The following is a 16883-nucleotide window of genomic DNA, read 5'->3' as shown; positions in this document are numbered from 1 at the left end:
GTTATATGCCGGTCGTAAACAGACATGACGTCGACAAGGACAGAGCAATGATTGTTCTCGGATTGGGTTCCTGCTTGATCGCAATGGGCATACTTGCCGCCGTTGCCCGCCTCGATTTCCTCGCCGCACATCGCGATAACAGCATGCTTCGGGTGTTCTAAAGCCTTCCCTGGCTGAAAGCCGACCGACCCCATTGCCCGTTGGCAGTCCGGCGCCTTTGGTGTAATCGCACTCGCGCCTTTCATGTCAGCGGAACACTCGGTTCATGTCCCCCAGATCTGGTCTCCTCATCGTTCTCGGCTTCACGCTCTGGCGCGTCGTCACGCTTCATTTCGATGCGACGGACCTTTTCGTCGATGAGGCGCAGTACTGGTTCTGGTCGCAGAATCTCGATCTCGGCTACTATTCGAAACCGCCGATGATCGCCTGGGTGATCCGGGCGATGACGGAGTTCTCCGGCTCCAACGCCATCTACTGGATCCGAGTGCTTGGACCGCTGATCCACATGGCGGCGGCACTGGTGCTCATGAAGGTGGCGAAGCGTTTCGTCGGCCCCGAGATCGAAGGCTGGACCGGCGCCACCTACATCACGCTTCCCGGTGTGGCGCTTTCCTCGGTCTTCTTCTCGACCGATGTCATCCTGCTGTTTTTCATCGCGATCGCCTTGCTCGCCTATTTCGGCCTGACTGAGCGGCGCTCGGTCGGCCTGGCGCTCGTCATGGGCCTCGCCGTCGGCCTCGCCTTTCTGACGAAATATGCCGTGCTGTTCGTCGTTCCGGGCGGAGCGATTGCCCTCCTCCTGGTTCCGGCGGCGCGCATCGCCGTTCGGGATTTCATCGTGGCGGTCGCGGTCGCGGCGGCCGTCGCCCTGCCGAACCTCTGGTGGAACCTGCAGCACGACATTACGACCGTGCGCCACACGCAGGACATCGCCCATTGGAGCGACCTCGGCATCAATCTGCGTCGCGGGCTGGAATTTTTCGCCGCCCAGTTCGGCGTCGTCGGACCGATCATATTTTTCGCGATGCTCTGGGCCGTCTATCGCATGATCAAGGGCAGGAGCGACGACCGGGAGAAGATGCTGATCTGGCTGTCGATGCCGGTGGTGGTGCTGATCACCCTGCAGGCGACGGTCGCCAAAGCCTACGCCAACTGGGCCGTGACCGCCTATGTCGCCGGAACCGTGCTTGCCGTCTGGCTGCTTTACCGGATGTGGCCGAAAGGACTAAGGCTGTCGCTCACCATCAACGGCATCGCAAGCCTGCTCTTTCCGCTGGCGACAATCTTTCCGCAGCAGCTGCTGTTGCCGAACGGCGACGAATTGATGAAGCGCTATCTCGGCCGCGCCGCGGTCAGCCGCGAGGCGGGAGCACTTGCCGGTCAGGCCGGTGCCGACATCATCGTCACGGACAACCGCGATATGGTCGCCGATCTTTTCTATACGCTGCGCGACGCACCCTACAGGATCTATGCGCGTGCGCCCGCCGGCCTTCCGGAGAGCTATTACGAGCAGGAATTCGCCCTGCCCGCCGACATCACCGGCAAGGTGCTTTTCCTGACGGACGGTCCCCTCACCTGCCCAGCCGAAACGCCGGAGCTACTGAAGAACTGGCAGCCGACCGAAGGCTACTATAAGGGCAAGGCGCTCTACATCTACAAAGTCTCTGCCGCCTGCCTTCACCCTTAACCGGTTCGGCTTCAGGCAATTATGCAGCGGGCAGGCAGAGGCCGGTGCCCGCCCCTTCGATCTCGATGAACCTGACCCCACCTTTTTCGAAGGCGAGGCGCAGCTGCGCCTCCGTCGCGCGGTGGATGTCGTGGTGGCGTCCCTCGTAATCGCGGATGGTGCTGCGCGAGACCGCCGCCCTTTCGGCAAGCTCGGTCTGGGTCCAGTCGAGCAGGCCGCGAGCTGCCCGGCAGAGAGCCGGAGTCAGAATTGTTTCTCTTGCGCCTTGACCCATAATTACAACTTGCTCATATTGGTTGATATAAATCATATATGTCATATCACGAACAGGATTTCCAGATCGGGAGATAATTATGCCGCACGATACGCCCCTGATTTCGACAATCGTCGGCGGCCTCGTGCTGGCTTTCGTCTTCGGCGCTTTTGCCCATCGGCTGCGTATGCCGCCGCTCGTCGGCTATCTGATCGCCGGTGTGCTGGTCGGGCCGCATACGCCGGGCTATGTGGCGGATCAGAGCCTGGCGCCCGAACTTGCCGAAATCGGCGTCATCCTGCTGATGTTCGGCGTCGGGCTGCATTTCTCCCTGAAAGACCTGCTGTCGGTGCGCGGCATTGCCGTGCCCGGCGCGATCGCACAGATCGGTTTTGCGACATTGCTCGGCTGGGGGCTCGGCGCCTTGATGGGCTGGCCGACCGGCGGCAGCCTGGTCTTCGGTCTGGCGCTTTCGGTCGCCTCGACCGTCGTGCTCCTGAAGGCGCTGCAGGAGCGCCGGCTCGTCGAGACGGAGCGCGGCAGGATCGCCGTCGGCTGGCTGATCGTCGAGGATCTCGCCATGGTGCTGGCGCTGGTGCTGATCCCGGCCGCAGCCAGCATCGGCGGCGAGGGTCACGCTCCCGTCGAACCGTTTTCGGCCGGGCTGAACCGCCTGTTCGGCCTCGATCTCGGCATCGGCGGCATGCTCGCCATGACGCTGGTCAAGGTCGGGCTGTTCGCGGCGCTGATGCTGGTCTTCGGCCGCAAGCTCATTCCATGGATGATGCACCGCATCGCCCATACCGGCTCGCGCGAGCTCTTCCGGCTCGGCGTGCTCGCCATCGCCCTCGGCGTCGCCTTCGGCGCGGCGAAGCTCTTCGGCGTGTCGCTGGCGCTCGGCGCCTTCTTTGCCGGCATGGTGCTCGCCGAAAGCGAGCTCAGCCATCGCGCCGCCCAGGAAAGCCTGCCGCTGCGCGACGCCTTCGCCGTGCTCTTCTTCGTGTCGGTCGGCATGCTGTTCGATCCGAACATCCTGATCGACAGGCCGCTGCCGATTCTGGCCACCGTCTTCATCATCGTCATCGGCAAATCCATCGCCGCCTTTCTGATCGTGCTCGCCTTCAGGAAGCCGCCCGGCACGGCGCTGACGATTTCGGCAAGCCTCGGTCAGATCGGCGAATTCTCCTTCATCCTCGCCGCCCTCGGCGTCGAGCTCGGGCTGCTGCCCGAGGAAGGCCGCGATCTCATCCTCGCCGGCGCCATCATCTCGATCATCCTCAATCCGCTGCTGTTCTTTCTCTGCGACCGCATGCGGCCGCTTTTCGAGAGCGCCAAGCGTGACGAGACCGCGACCGAGGCTGCTGCTGCGCCTGATGACACGGCCAAGGCCGAGCCGATAGCGCCGCCGGATGACGTCGAGGTGCATCCGACCGCGCTGACCGGCCACGCCATCCTCATCGGTTACGGACGGGTCGGCAGGATCGTCGGACAGAACCTCAAATCATCCGGGACGCCCTTCCTCGTCATCGAAGATTCCGACAAGCGGATCGGCGACTTGAAAGTGCAGGGGATCGAAGCCTTCATGGGCAATGCAGTGGCGCGCGAAACGCTCGATCTCGCCAATCTCCCGGCTGCACGCAGCCTCGCCATCGCCATCCCGAACGCCTTCGAGGCCTGCCGCATCGCCGAACAGGCGCGCAGCGTCAACCCATCGATTCTCATCGTCGCGCGCGCCCATTCCGACGCCGAGGTCGACGAATTGAAGCAATATGGCGCCGACACCGTCATCATGGGCGAACGCGAAATCGCGCTTGGCATGGTTGACCGGCTCGCTCAAGTGCATCATGAGAGTGTTCCCTATGAAGACAGGCGGGAGCCTGATACTATTATTCCGACGGGCACTGCTCCGCCGGAAAGAGAATGAGAGATTGGCGCGCTTTTGAGCCGATACGGAAGTGACATCGCCGGGACGGAGGAGATGGAGCTGGAGCAGCGCCGTCTGACGGGCTTTATCGCCATCTCTCTGCTCATCGCCGTCCTTGCCTATATCGGCCTGGTTTTCGGCGGCAATCTCATCATCTCGCCGGCCACGGCCGCCAACACGCTTTCCTCGTCCGGCCGCGATCCGCAGCCGCCGCAGCTGAGCGCGCGCGATGCCGTGCGCGGGGTGCTTGCCGCCGAACGCAAGCTTGCGCCGAAGCAGGCCGCCCACGACACTGGGCCGCCTGCCCTTGCCGCCGCGCCGGCTGTCGATTTTACCGGCTGGAACGTCACCGCACCCATTGTGGCATTCGAAACTCCGCTTCATCCAGCAGTTTCCGGGTCCCATCAGCCCCGCGCACCGCCGATCGCTGCCTGAGGCCAGCGCCGAGCGGCGCTTCCGACCATTGACGACATGCCGACAGCGCCCAGGCGCCGGCTCTCCATACCAAGGAATATAATATGCGTACTTCACCCTGGCTGGTGCTCACCTATACGGTGATCATCGTGATCGGCTTATTGATCGCCCTGCCGAACGCCCTGCCGCAGTCCACGCTCCAGCGCCTCCCGACATGGCTGCCGCATGAGCAGGTGTCGCTCGGGCTCGACCTTCGCGGTGGTTCGCACCTCGTTCTGGAAGTCGACGAAGCGGATCTGACCAAAGAGCGGCTGCAATCGCTGCTTCAGGACGCGCGCCGTGTCCTGCGCGAAAAGGGGATCCAGCCGAAGGCCGTCGTGCGCAGCCAGAATCAGATCGTCGTGACGCTCGCCGATGCGGCGCAGAGCGATGCGGCCGTCACCGAACTCAGGACACTCGCCAACCCGATCAGCACCGGCCTCAGCGCCGGCCAGGCGGATCTCAATGTTACTGCGAACGGAGCAACCGTCACCGTCGGCTTCTCGCCGGCCGGCATCTCCGCCAATGTCGACAACGCCGTCCAGCAGAGCCTTGAAGTCATCCGGCAGCGCGTCGACCAGGTCGGCGTCTCCGAGCCGACCATTCAGCGCATTGGCGCCAATCGCGTGCTGGTCCAGCTTCCGGGCGCGCAGGATCCGTCGCGCCTGCGCGAACTTCTGGGCTCCACGGCAAAGATGTCGTTCCACATGCTGGCGCCGAACAACCAGCCAGGCCCCGGCGTCACCATGCTGCAAGACGATGAAGGCCGGTCCTACCCGGTCCTCGACCGCGTTGAAATATCAGGCGACCGTCTTTCTGATGCCCGCGTCAGCTTCGATCCGAACACGCGCGAACCTATCGTCAGCTTCCGCTTCGACAGCGCCGGTGCCACCCGCTTTGCCGAAATCACCCGCCAGAACGTCGGCAGTCCCTTTGCCATCGTCCTCGACAATAAGGTGCTGAGCGCCCCCGTCATCCGCGAGCCGATCACCGGCGGTTCCGGCCAGATCTCCGGCAATTTCTCGGCTGACAGCGCCACGACGCTCGCCGCCATGTTGCGCGCCGGCGCCCTTCCCGCCAAGCTGACTGTGATCGAGGAGCGCACAGTCGGTGCCGATCTCGGCGCCGATGCCATCAAGATGGGCATTTATTCCGGCATCGTCGGCTTCGCCCTCGTCGCCGCCTTCATCTTCGTGCTCTACGGCACCTGGGGCATCCTGGCGAATGTGGCGCTGCTGATCCATACGATCCTGACCCTCTCGGCCCTGACCCTGGTCGGCGCGACGCTGACGCTGCCCGGCATTGCCGGCGTCGTTCTCGGCATCGGCCTGGCGGTCGACGCCAACGTCCTCATCAATGAGCGTATCCGTGAAGAGACCCGCAAGGGCAAGAGCGCCTTTGCCGCCATCGATACGGGCTTCAACCGTGCCTATTCGACCATTATCGACGGCAACATGACGGCCCTGATCGCTGCGGCCATCCTGTTCTGGTTCGGCTCCGGCCCGGTTCGCGGCTTTGCGGTGACCATGGCGCTCGGCCTGATCATCTCGATGTTCACCTCTGTCGCCTTCGTTCGCGTCGCGATGATTGAGATTACCCGCCGCCGCAAGTTCAAGGTGCTGAACATCCGGCCGTTGATCCCGTTCAGCCCTTACGACAAGCATATCCAGTTCATGAAGGCGCGCTTCTTCGGCGTCACGGTTTCGGCGTTGCTTTCGATCGCATCCGTCGTGCTCTTCATCTATCCAGGCCTCAACTATGGCGTCGACTTCCGCGGCGGCATCCAGATGTCGGTCAAGACGAAGGAAGCCGCCGATCTTGCCAAGTTCCGTGAGGGCCTTGATAGTCTCGGCCTTGGCGAAATCACGCTGCAGACCTTCGGCGACAACAACAGCATCCTCGTTCGGGCGCAGCGGCAGGAAGGCGGCGAAGAGGCGCAGACGGCGGCGGTCACCAAGCTGAAGGCCGAGGTCGCCAAGATCGATCCGAGCGCCACCGTCGAAGGCACCGACGTTATCGGTCCGAAGGTCAGCGGCGAGCTTGCTTCGGCCGGCATCCTGTCGGTCGTAATCGCCAGCATCGCGATGCTCCTCTATATCTGGGCGCGTTTTGAATGGCCGTTCGCCGTCGGCGCCATCGTTACGCTGGTGCTCGACGTCACCAAGGCCATCGGCTTCTTCGCAATCACCGGCCTCGACTTCAACCTTACCGCCATTGCGGCGATCCTGACGCTCGTCGGTTACTCTGTGAACGACAAGGTGGTCGTCTATGACCGCATGCGCGAAAACATGCGGCTCTACAAATCGATGCCGCTGCGGGAGATCATCGACAAGTCGATCAACGAGACTCTGGCGCGAAGCCTCTACACCAATGCGACAGCCTTCCTCGCCCTGGTGCCGATGGCGATCTGGGGCGGCAGCGCAGTCTCGAGCTTCGCGATCCCGATGGTCTTCGGCATTCTGGTGGCCGGCGCCTCGTCGATCTTCATCGCCGCACCGATCCTGCTCTTCCTCGGCGACTGGCGCCGCCGCCACGCCAAGGCGGTACCGGCAACCGATGCAGTCGAAATCATCCCGCCGGACGAGGGCCGCTCGCGCAAGTCGGCAAGCTGAAAACGGGTTGTTAACGCATCCTTGAAAAGGGCGCCGGTTGCAGAGCCGGCGCCCTCTTTTTATCCTTGCCTATTGCCAGGATAAAATTATGCAGCAATTCAAGGTATTACAGCGGCCGTCGCGGGTCTGAAAAAGATGCGCGACACCGCAGCCAAGATCGGGAAACCGCCAGATGTCATCCAACCCGACGAAACCGCTCGAAACCAATAGTGCCGGCGACAATGAGGAGCGCATCAAGCGCTTTCTCGCAACGGCCTCGCATGACCTGCAATCGCCGCTGCGCCATATCGCCATGTATGCCGAGCTGCTGCTTGATGATCTCGAGGAGACGCTCGACGGCGAACAACTGCAGAGCCTCAAGATGATCATGGAAAAGGCGCAAGCCGCGCAGCGTCTCACCAAGGCGCTGATGAGCCTTGCCGGTGGAGCGCCGCAGCTAACGCCTGAAGAGGTCGACCTGAAGTCGCTGGCCGAAAAGGTCTGGGGCGATCTCGTCGACGAAATGGGAGTCCACGACGCGACGCTCGCCTGCCAGGGTCTCCCCTCCATCCGTACAGACCCGGCGCTGTTCTCCCTGGTGCTGAGGCAGCTCATGTCCAACGCCCTCACCTATCGCAGCGCATCGCCACCGCATGTGGGCATGGCGGCGCAACGAGAGGGGGCGAACTGGTTCATCCGGGTTGCCGATAACGGCACCGGCATCGAGCCAGCTTATCGAGAGCGAATCTTCGACCCATTCTGGAAATTGCCGAAGGCGGGTACGGCCCCCGGCGCCGGGCTCGGCCTGACGACGGCGCAGGAGCTTCTGAAGGCGCTTGGCGGCGATATCAGCCTCGAGCACTCGGACGAAAGCGGCAGCCGCTTTGCCATCCGCCTTCCCGCCGGCTGAGCCACAGCGCAATCGCTCGGCTTCGATGCTTAGATGCTGTAATCGTCCTTCCAGAAATCCGGGACGTCGTAGGTTACATATTCGCGGATGATGTGCTGCAGCGTCTGAACGTCGATTTCGTCCTTGCCGATGCGGAAATCGACGCCGTAGTCCGGGAACTCCTGGAAATAGCCGCCCGATATGTCGGTCGAGACGACGCCGATCGGGCCGGTATAGCCGATGCCGCGCAGCTCCGGCACCGTTTCGCGAAAATCGGCATTGGGCAGAAGGCGATTGTCGAGCAGGATGAGATCGAAACGCGCCGCGCGGACCTTTTCCAGCGCGTCGCCGATCGACGGCGAATACTCGAGGTCGACCGGCGGCTCGGAGAGATCGGCGATTTTCTTTTTGAGCGCGCGGAATTCGATGAATTCGTCGTCGACGAACAGAACCTTTACGGCACTCTGTCGGACCGTTTCGGTGATCATTTCATTTTCCCCAGTCCCGAAGCCAATGTTCACGAAACCAAACCATTCCTCAGGGCGATTGCCACCATGTGGACACGGTTCACAGCGTCGAGCTTACGCGCGGCGGCAGTGATATGCGAATTGACCGTGTGTTCGGACAGACCAAGGATGATGGCGATTTCCGCCGAGGTCTTGCCCTCGCTCGTCCATTTGACGATTTCCGATTCGCGCTGGGTCAACCGCCCGGACATTTCCTGCGTCAGGATTTCCTCATAGAGCTTGTCGAAAATGCGCATGGCATCGAGAAGCATGTCGGCGATCTCGCCCTGATCTGGCTCTTCTCGCTCGCCGCTGAGCACGAGGCAATATCGTCGCCCTTCCGGCGTGAACAGAGGAATGAAGAGAAAGACGCCGCCGCGGAACTCGTTGAACAGCAGCTCGGAAGGATAGGTTTCCGGTTGCGCGCTCCTGCCATAAACCGGTGTCGCCAGAAACTGAGCGCTCTTTGCCCGGACGGTCCCAAGCGCCTCCTTCAACGTCGCAACGAAAAGGCCGACGCGACGGTCGGCGACATTGGTGATGACGATATCGCGTTCACCGAAAGGAGCGGAAGCCTCGGAAATACGGGCAAGCGCGAAATTGTCGAAGTGATAATGCTGCGCCGCCGCTTTCAGCAAACGGAAAAAATCGGTGCGGTTGATCGCCCGGCTAAGCTCCGGTCCGGCGTGAAAGGGAGTTGCCGCGGCGTTGCTCATTCCCACTCTTCCTCTCCTCCTCCCAGGCCCCCGATCCCGAAATCTTGGGATATACGTCTTAGGCGCGAAGAGCTACAAAAATTGCGAGACGGTTGATGAGGGATATCGAAACGGGGACTTTCGGTACGCAAGGCGGATATCATCAATTATCTCAACTACAGGTGATGCACGGGCAGATTATACTGAGGGGCAGTAGTTCTTACCTGGGTATCGTAAATCTTCCGCGTTCAACATCCATGAATGCGAGAAGGCAGTGCCAGACGTAAGCGCGAGAGAGCCGATAGGCCCATTCAGCTAAGGGGTTGGCTGAAGTTCGTGGCGGCGAACACGGGTCAATCGGCTCTCTCAGCGCTTATTTTTATGCTCCGTCGCTTCGTTTCGGTTGCATCTTGGGATGCACACTCGGCCTTGTCAATTGCGGTTTGTCATATCGCCCGGACGAATGCCAGGAAACGCACCATTCGGTTTTCGCTGTTTCCTACACTTCCAGATTGAGAACGATCGCGGCAAGGTCAAGCGGCTTCTCGAGGTAAAAATCAGCACCGGCTGCGAAGGCCCGCGCGCGATCCTCATCGGCATCCGATCCGCTACAGATAGCGAGGCGCATCGCGCTGAAACGATCATCGCCACGCAGCGTGCTTATCAGGCCGATGCCGCTGTCGAGGGGCATGTAGAGATCGGCGACCAGCAGCTCCGGCGGAGCCCAGCCTTCCGCCACGCGCTGCTTCAGCGCCTCCAGCGCCGTTTCGGCCGTCGAAAAACAGAATAGATCGACCTCTATCTGCTGCTTCTTGCGGGTATAGTCGAGATAGAAGAGATCATCCCTGCTGTCGTCGACATAAACTATGGTAGGCATCCAGCACCGTGATTTGGATCTTGTTCCAATGAACCTCGTTGTCCTTCGACGTCACGATATCGCGATTTCACGAAAATTCGATCTATCCGATCGAAAAATCATTTCGGAAAAAGCGCCGCGGCGCCTTCCCCTGCCTATTGAGTATTCCTCGATTTCGGAAAAAATGGCGGCGCGAACCGAAGGAGGATACACGGGTGCAGGATAAGGGCAACGTGGACCTGCAGGATCAGCGGAGGCGATGGCGCTACCGTGCCTTCGCGATCGCGGTCGGCTGCCTGATGTTGCTTCTCGGGGTAAGCGTCCTTGCCGGCTGGCTGCTGCAGACCAAGGTCTTCATTTCGCTCGTCCCCGGCTTTCCTTCGATGGCCTTCAACACCGCGCTCTGCTTCGTGCTGTCCGGTCTCGGGCTTGTGGGCTCGACGCTGGCTGCCCGTCGCTTTCGGATCGCGGCGGCGGTCGTGCTGGGGCTTGCAGCGGCGATCGCGGCGGCCCGGCTCGTGGAAATCGCAACGGTTGGCCGGGCTGTCCATAATGTCGACCATTTGATCAACCGCTTCGTGATTCCAGCCGATTTCATCGCCGAGATCGGCGGTGGCATGGGTCCCAATACGGCGCTGATCTTCCTGATCGCCAATCTTTCGCTGCTGCTCTCGCTCCAGCCGGTGAAGTCGAGCAGCCAGGTGGTGCAGGAACTGACGAGCTACGTCGTCATCACGCTTGGCATGATCGCGCTGGCCGGCTATGTCACTGATGCCGAACAGGGCTACCGCTGGGGTCCCTATGCCGCGATGGCGCTGCACACGGCGGTCGGCATGGTACTCTTCGGCTCCGGCCTGCTTGCCCGCTCATGGTGGATACAGCCGGCAAACCGGGCGCAGATTCCGCTCTGGATCCCGGCGGCGGTCTGCTTCACCGGTCTTCTCGTCGATCTCTATACGCCGCTTGGCCTTGCCAACGGCATTCTTTACGTGCCGCTGGTGCTGACGGCGCTGTGGTTCGGGAACAGGAATGCGCCGCTCTTCTTCGCCTTTGTCTGTACCGTGCTCCTCATGCTCGGCTTCTTCGCAATCCGGCACGACGAGTCGGCCTTCTGGCAGGAGATCGCCAACCGCACCATCACGGCGGCCACGCTCTGGCTGATCGCAATCCTGGTCTTCTATTTCTTGCGCAACAACCACGTTCTCGAAACCGAACGCATCCGCTTCGGCGCGCTGGCGCGCGGCACGCCCGATGCCGTCATCGTCATCGACGAGCGTGGAACGGTCAAGAGTTTCAATCCGGCGGCAGAAAGCATGTTTGGCTACACCCCGCAGGAAACGATCGGCCGGAACATCAAGATGCTGATGCCCGAGCCTTACCATTCCGAACACGACGGCTATCTCGCCCACTACCGGCAGACCGGCGAGGAGCGCATCATCGGCACGACGCGCATGGTCTCCGGGCGGCGCAAGAACGGCATCGTCTTCCCGATCGACGTGTCGATCAGCGTCGTCGCCAGCGGCCAGACCAAGACCTTCGTCGGCATCGTGCGCGATATCAGCGAGCGCGTGCGCCAGGAAGAACGGATGAAAGCGACGCTTGCCCAGCTCGAGGCCTATACGGCCGAGCTCGAGCGCAGCAACCATGACCTCGACGAATTCGCCTATATTGCCTCGCATGATCTGAAGGAACCGCTGCGCGGCCTGCACAACCACTCCCGTTTCCTTCTCGAAGACTATGAGGACAAGCTCGACGTGGACGGCGTGCGCCGACTGAACCGGCTCGTGCGTCTCAGCCAGCGCATGGAGAAGCTCGTCAACGACCTGCTCTACTTCTCCCGGCTCGGGCGACAGCAGCTGGCGGTCAAACGCACCGATATCGGCCTGATCGTCAAGGATGTGGTCGCGACGATGGAGCTCCTGCTGGAGGAGCGGCATGCCCGGGTCGTCACCGACGGCCGGTTGCCGGAGGTGGTCTGCGACGCGCCGCGGCTGACCGAAGTGTTCCGCAATCTCATCACCAATGCGATCAAGTACAATGACAAGCCGGCGCCGCTGATCTCGATCGGCTATCTCGACCGGTTCGTCGGCAAGGATGGCACGGTTGCGCGCAACGTGTTTTTCGTTAGGGATAACGGCAAGGGGATACCCCAGGAATTCCATGAGGATATTTTCCGCATTTTCAAACGGCTCGAAAAGTCGCAGGATTCCGATGACGGGACCGGAGCAGGCCTCACCTTCGTCCGCAAGATCATCGCGCGGCACAACGGCGACATCTGGCTGGAATCCGAAGTCGGCGTCGGCACCACATTCTATTTCACCTTGGGAAAGAAGCGCGAGGGGCAGAATGCAGCAGCGTGACACGCAACCGATCCTGATCGTGGAAGATAGCGAAGACGATTTCGAAGCGACGATGCGCGCCTTCAAACGCACCAACCTGCGCAATTCGATCCGCTGGGCGTCCTCCGGGCAGGAAGCGCTCGACATGCTCGGCTCGATGGTGCCGAAACCAGGGCTGATCCTGCTCGATCTCAACATGCCCGGCCTCGACGGCCGTAAGACACTGGAGGCGATCAAGTCGAACGACGGCTGGCGCAAGATCCCCGTGGTGATCCTGACGACATCCGACGATGAACGCGACATCGAAGGCTGTTATGCGCTCGGCGCCAACACCTATGTGCAGAAGCCGGTCGATCTCGACGGTCTCTTCGCGGCGATCCAGCGGCTGAAGGAATACTGGTTCGAAATCGCGATCCTGCCGCTCGAGGACTGACGGTTTGGCGGAAGACTGCACTATCCTCATTATCGACGACAACATCGACGACCGCGAGGTCTATCGCCGCATATTGGGCCGCGTCTCCAGCACGGCCTATACCGTCCTGGAGGCGGAGACGGGTGTAGAGGGCCTGGCGCTGAACAGCCGGAAACGGCCGAACTGCATCCTGCTCGACTATTCGCTGCCGGGGCGCGACGGGCTCGGCGTTCTTGCCGATATATTGGAGGACGACCCGGCCGCCAACGTCATCATGCTGACCGGCCAGGGCAGTGAGACCGTCGCCGTCGAGGTGATGAAGAGCGGCGCGCGCGACTATCTCACCAAGGATTCGCTTTCACCCGAAACGCTGCATCGCTGCATCCAGAACGCCATCATGCATGGTATGCTGGAAGGCCAGCTCGAGCAGAAGCGGCAATCGCTGGAGATCTTCACACGCGCCATGGCGCATGACCTGAAGGAGCCGCTCAGGACGATCAAATCCTTCAGCCGCATCCTGCACGGTTCCGCGGTGCTTCCGGCCGAAGACCGCGAACTGCTCGACTATGTGCTGAGCGCCGCCGACCACATGGAAGACCTGATCGTCAAGGTCTCGAACTTCACCAAGCTCGAAGCCTATGGTGGGCCGCAGCTGACGCCGGTCTCGCTGTCTGATGTGCTTAGCCAGGTGGAGGACAACCTGCGCCAGCAGACGGAAAGCCGCGGCGCCGTCATCAACCGCGGCCCGATGCCGGAGGTCATGGGCGATGCGACGCTGCTCACCCAGCTTCTGCAGAACCTGGTGTCGAATGCCATCCGCTATTGCGATCAAAAGATGCCGGAGATCAGGATCTCTGGCGAAGCGCAAGGGGATACCTGCCGCCTGACGGTGCGTGATAACGGACCGGGCATCGATCCTCAGCACCGCGAGCTGATCTTCCAGCCGTTCAAACGGCTCGTCGGCCGTGGCATCGAGGGCACCGGGCTCGGCCTTGCCATCTGCCGCCGCATCGCGCAGCTGCATGGCGGTTCGATCTGGTGCGAACCGGACAGCGGCCCCGGCGCCACCTTTGTCGTCGAACTGCCGCTCGCGGAAGTGCGGCCCGCGCCGCCGGCCGCATCACACGTTCCGCCCAGCGTCAAGCCGGCGGAGCATCCGGGGGAAGGTTCCGGCCGGCTTGCCGAAGTGCTGCTGGTCGAAGACAGCCCCGCCGACATCCAGATTCTGAAGATCAAGCTGATGCGGCGGGAGAAGGTGACCTTCAATCTGCATGTCGCCACCAATGGACGCGAGGCGATGCGGCTGCTCGAAGAGCGCGCCGGCATCGCCGGCGTGCCGCAGATCGACCTGATGCTGCTCGACATCAACATGCCGATCATGGACGGCTTCGAGGTGCTGAACGCGCTGTCGGCCGATGCCCGTCTGAAACGAATTCCCGTCTGCATTCTCAGCACCTCAAGCGACGAGACCGACATGCAGCGGGCCAGAAATCTCGGCGCGCGCGCCTACATGGTGAAGCCCCCGACCCTGCAGCAGCTGGAAGAGGCGCTCGAAGATGTCGACCATTTGGAATTATTGCAGCGCGGCGATTCGCTTGCGCTTTGTGCGGAACAAAATTAAGCGGTGGTCATTGGCAACGGTATGACTTTCGCAGCTCTCATACTCGCGCTCCTGACGACGCCGCTTCAATCAGGACTGCTCTCGATGGTATCAGGCATACATCACGTGACGGCTATCACCCGGAAGGTGCAGGCGAACGTGGATTTTTACGCCGGCTTTCTTGGCATGCGGCTCGTCAAGCAGACGGCCGGCTACGAGGACGCGACGCAACTTCACCTCTTCTATGGCGACTCGGCAGGCTCGCCGGGTTCGCTCGTCAGCTTCCTCGTCTGGGAAGACGGCGCGCCCGGGCGGGCGGGTTATGGCCAGATCAGCGAAATTTCGCTCGCGATCGATCCGGCGAGCATCGGTTACTGGCTGACGCGCGCCATGAGCTTCGGCCTGCGCTCGGAGGGACCGGCCGATGAATTCGGGGAGCCCGTGCTCCGGCTGAAAGACCCCGACAACATCATCCTCAAGCTCGCGGGTGCCAAGAACCTCACATCGCCGGCCGTCTGGGACGGCGCCTCGATCCCGGTCGAGCATGCGGTCAAGCGCGTGCGCGGCGCAACCATGCTGACGGAAAAGCCCGCCGAGAGCCGCAGCTTCCTCGAGCGCCATTTCGGCTATCGTTTCCAGGCCAACCGCGGCACGATCGACAGGCTGGTTTCAGGGTCCGGCGACGTCGTCGACGTGCGCGATGCGCGCGGCTTCTGGTCCGGCGCGCCGGGAACCGGCACCGTCGATCATGTCGCCTTCCGGGCGCCCGACGAGGAAACGCTGCGTTCGGTCTCCAAGGCGTTGGAGGCGACCGATGCATCGCCGACCAAGATGCACGACCGCAAATATTTCCGCTCGCTCTATGCCCGCGAGCCCGGCGGCACTCTGATCGAGCTTGCCACCGACAAGCCGGGGATGATCATCGACGAGGAGCATGCCGCCCTCGGCACCAAGCTCTTCGCGCCGCCGGAAACGATCACCAATCTTGACGACCTGAAGGTGGTTCTGCCGCAATTTTCGATGCCCGGCGAGCCGCGCATCAATTACCGCGAGCTGCCGTTCGTTCATCGCTTCTACACGCCGCCGAATCCCGACGGCAGTGTCTTCGTGCTCCTCCACGGCTCGGGCGGCAACGAGACGACGCTGATGCCGCTCCTCAACAAGGTGGCGCCGCGCGCGACCCTGCTCGGCGTGCGGGGCCGTGCGACGGAAGAGGGTTTTCCGCGCTGGTACAAGCGCATCACCCCCTTCTCCTTCGACCAGAACGACATCAAGACGGAGGCCGAGGCCTTTGCCGCCTTCATCGAAGGCGCCGTCAAGTCCTACGGCCTCGACCCCAGGAAGGTCGTCTATGTCGGCTATTCCAATGGCGCCAACCTCTTGAACTCGCTGCTCTACCTGCACCCGAACCTGATCCATAAGGCGGTCCTGCTGCGCTCCATGCCGGTGCTCAGCGACTATCCGCATGCCGATCTGAAGGGCACCGACCTGCTCGTCATCAGCGGCAAGACCGACGCCTACGGCAAATATGCAAGCGAACTCGAAGAGCGGTTGAAAAGCTCCGGCGCCACCGTCGATTCCGACGTCATCCCCGGCGGCCACGATCTCGGCGACGCCGATGTGCCGATCATCCAGAAATGGCTGCTGCAGAAAATGGCAGAGGAGTCACCGGCGCCGGAGCAGCAGGCGGCTTCACCTAAGCGCGAGACTTTCGGGCAACCATGATGCCGGCAAGGACGATGGCGCCGCCAAGCGCCTGCATCGTACCGATCGCTTCACTCAGCAGCGCCCAGGCGAGAATGGCAGCGACGACCGGCTGCAGCAGCAGCGTCAGCGAGGAAAAGGCCGGCGGCAGATAGGCCAGCGCATAGGTAATCGCCACCTGTCCCCCTGCATGGCTGACAAAGGCGAGGCCAAAGACCATCGACCAGCCATAGACGGTCACCGGCACCATGTCGCCTTCAAAGAAGAAGGCGACCGGAAAGATGCAAATGGCGGCCGACGCCGTGCTCCACAGCATGATCCGCATCGTATCGAACCGGCTGCGCAGCCTGCCGAGCGAAAGGATATAGCAGGCGTAGAAGAAGGCGGCGATCATCGCCAGGCTGTCACCACGGAGGTCGCCATTGGCCAATGCGGTCGGCCCGCCCTTCAGGACGACGACGCCGGCCAACGCCAAGGCAAGCCCAGACACGAAGACGCGGCTGATCGGTGCCTTGAAAAAGAAGAAGGCGATAACCGTGACGAAAACAGGCGCAAGATTTGCAAGCAGCGTCGCGTTGGCGACTGATGTCATGGTGATCGAAAGATGCCAGGCGGCAAGATCGAGCGAGAGCATGACACCCGGAAAGATCAGCATGCCGTAGTCGAAAATGTTCTGGGGCTTTTGGCCACCCTCCCTCTTCATCAGCGCGACGATGAAAAGCGGGATCAGCGCGAGCGCCACACGCCAGAAAGCCGTTGCCATCGGCCCGACCTCGGACAACCTTACAAAAATCGGAGAGCCGCCGATCGCCGCCCCGCCGATAAGAAGCACCGCAAGCGGAAAACGATTGGATGGCGAAGCTTCGGAAAGTGTGGAGGCAGCCTGCGACATGATCTCGATATTCTTGATGGCCGCTCCTTGATGTCTTGGGCGGCGGACTGTTGGCTGCCGCGTGAGTATCAGAAGTTACGCA

14 protein-coding genes are annotated in these 16883 nt (G+C 61.9%); 9 read left to right on the top strand and 5 right to left on the bottom strand.

Annotated elements, in window-relative coordinates:
* The first annotated feature begins 265 nt into the window (after positions 1-265).
* Positions 266-1687, top strand: coding sequence for an ArnT family glycosyltransferase (locus J0663_RS11960; RefSeq protein ID WP_207240551.1), 1422 nt, complete (start codon positions 266-268; stop codon positions 1685-1687).
* 19 nt (positions 1688-1706) lie between these two features.
* On the opposite strand, the gene J0663_RS11955 is transcribed toward J0663_RS11960, so the two are convergent.
* Complete coding sequence (locus J0663_RS11955; RefSeq protein ID WP_207240550.1) at positions 1707-2006, bottom strand: helix-turn-helix domain-containing protein; 300 nt, start codon at positions 2004-2006, stop codon at positions 1707-1709.
* Positions 2007-2040: 34 nt separating this feature from the next.
* Between J0663_RS11955 and ybaL the strand changes: the two genes are divergently transcribed.
* The 4 genes from ybaL to J0663_RS11935 all read left to right on the top strand — a co-directional run bounded on the left by ybaL (position 2041) and on the right by J0663_RS11935 (position 7818).
* The gene (ybaL, locus tag J0663_RS11950) at positions 2041-3864 is read left to right on the top strand and encodes a YbaL family putative K(+) efflux transporter (protein WP_207240549.1); all 1824 of its coding nucleotides are present in this window, start codon (positions 2041-2043) and stop codon (positions 3862-3864) included.
* 54 nt (positions 3865-3918) lie between these two features.
* On the top strand, positions 3919-4299 hold the full coding sequence (locus J0663_RS11945) for a hypothetical protein (RefSeq protein ID WP_207240548.1): 381 nt from the start codon (positions 3919-3921) through the stop codon (positions 4297-4299).
* Between the two features lie 83 nt (positions 4300-4382).
* Positions 4383-6929, top strand: coding sequence for a protein translocase subunit SecD (gene secD, locus J0663_RS11940; protein ID WP_207240547.1), 2547 nt, complete (start codon positions 4383-4385; stop codon positions 6927-6929).
* A 172-nt stretch (positions 6930-7101) separates the two neighbouring features.
* Positions 7102-7818: a sensor histidine kinase gene (locus tag J0663_RS11935; protein WP_207240546.1), complete on the top strand. Its 717-nt coding sequence runs from the start codon at positions 7102-7104 to the stop codon at positions 7816-7818.
* A 29-nt stretch (positions 7819-7847) separates the two neighbouring features.
* Here the strand turns inward: J0663_RS11935 and J0663_RS11930 are convergent, their stop codons facing one another.
* The 3 genes from J0663_RS11930 to J0663_RS11920 all read right to left on the bottom strand — a co-directional run bounded on the left by J0663_RS11930 (position 7848) and on the right by J0663_RS11920 (position 9875).
* Positions 7848-8285, bottom strand: a complete 438-nt coding sequence (locus J0663_RS11930; protein WP_207240545.1) for a response regulator — start codon at positions 8283-8285, stop codon at positions 7848-7850.
* 29 nt (positions 8286-8314) lie between these two features.
* The gene (locus J0663_RS11925; protein WP_207240544.1) at positions 8315-9019 is read right to left on the bottom strand and encodes a helix-turn-helix transcriptional regulator; all 705 of its coding nucleotides are present in this window, start codon (positions 9017-9019) and stop codon (positions 8315-8317) included.
* A gap of 478 nt (positions 9020-9497) precedes the next feature.
* Entirely contained in the window at positions 9498-9875 is a 378-nt protein-coding gene (locus J0663_RS11920; protein WP_207240543.1) for a response regulator, read from the bottom strand.
* Between the two features lie 194 nt (positions 9876-10069).
* Here J0663_RS11920 and J0663_RS11915 point away from each other — a divergent pair, with 194 nt between their 5' ends.
* The 4 genes from J0663_RS11915 to J0663_RS11900 are packed head-to-tail and all read left to right on the top strand — an operon-like array spanning position 10070 to position 15930.
* Entirely contained in the window at positions 10070-12214 is a 2145-nt protein-coding gene (locus J0663_RS11915; RefSeq protein ID WP_207240542.1) for a sensor histidine kinase, read from the top strand.
* Complete coding sequence (locus J0663_RS11910) at positions 12201-12626, top strand: response regulator (RefSeq protein ID WP_207240541.1); 426 nt, start codon at positions 12201-12203, stop codon at positions 12624-12626. Before J0663_RS11915 ends, J0663_RS11910 begins: the two co-directional genes overlap by 14 nt.
* A gap of 4 nt (positions 12627-12630) precedes the next feature.
* A complete protein-coding gene (locus J0663_RS11905) occupies positions 12631-14226 on the top strand; it encodes a response regulator (protein ID WP_207240540.1) in 1596 nt (531 codons plus the stop codon).
* Between the two features lie 21 nt (positions 14227-14247).
* Positions 14248-15930 (top strand): VOC family protein, encoded by a 1683-nt coding sequence (locus tag J0663_RS11900; protein ID WP_246590279.1) that lies wholly within the window; start codon positions 14248-14250, stop codon positions 15928-15930.
* Here the strand turns inward: J0663_RS11900 and J0663_RS11895 are convergent.
* A complete protein-coding gene (locus tag J0663_RS11895; RefSeq protein ID WP_207240539.1) occupies positions 15902-16801 on the bottom strand; it encodes a DMT family transporter in 900 nt (299 codons plus the stop codon). The genes J0663_RS11900 and J0663_RS11895 overlap by 29 nt on opposite strands.
* Between the last annotated feature and the right edge of the window lie 82 nt (positions 16802-16883).

Source organism: Rhizobium lentis, assembly GCF_017352135.1.
Taxonomy (GTDB): Bacteria; Pseudomonadota; Alphaproteobacteria; order Rhizobiales; family Rhizobiaceae; genus Rhizobium; species Rhizobium lentis.
This window is presented reverse-complemented; position numbering and strand designations above follow the sequence as displayed.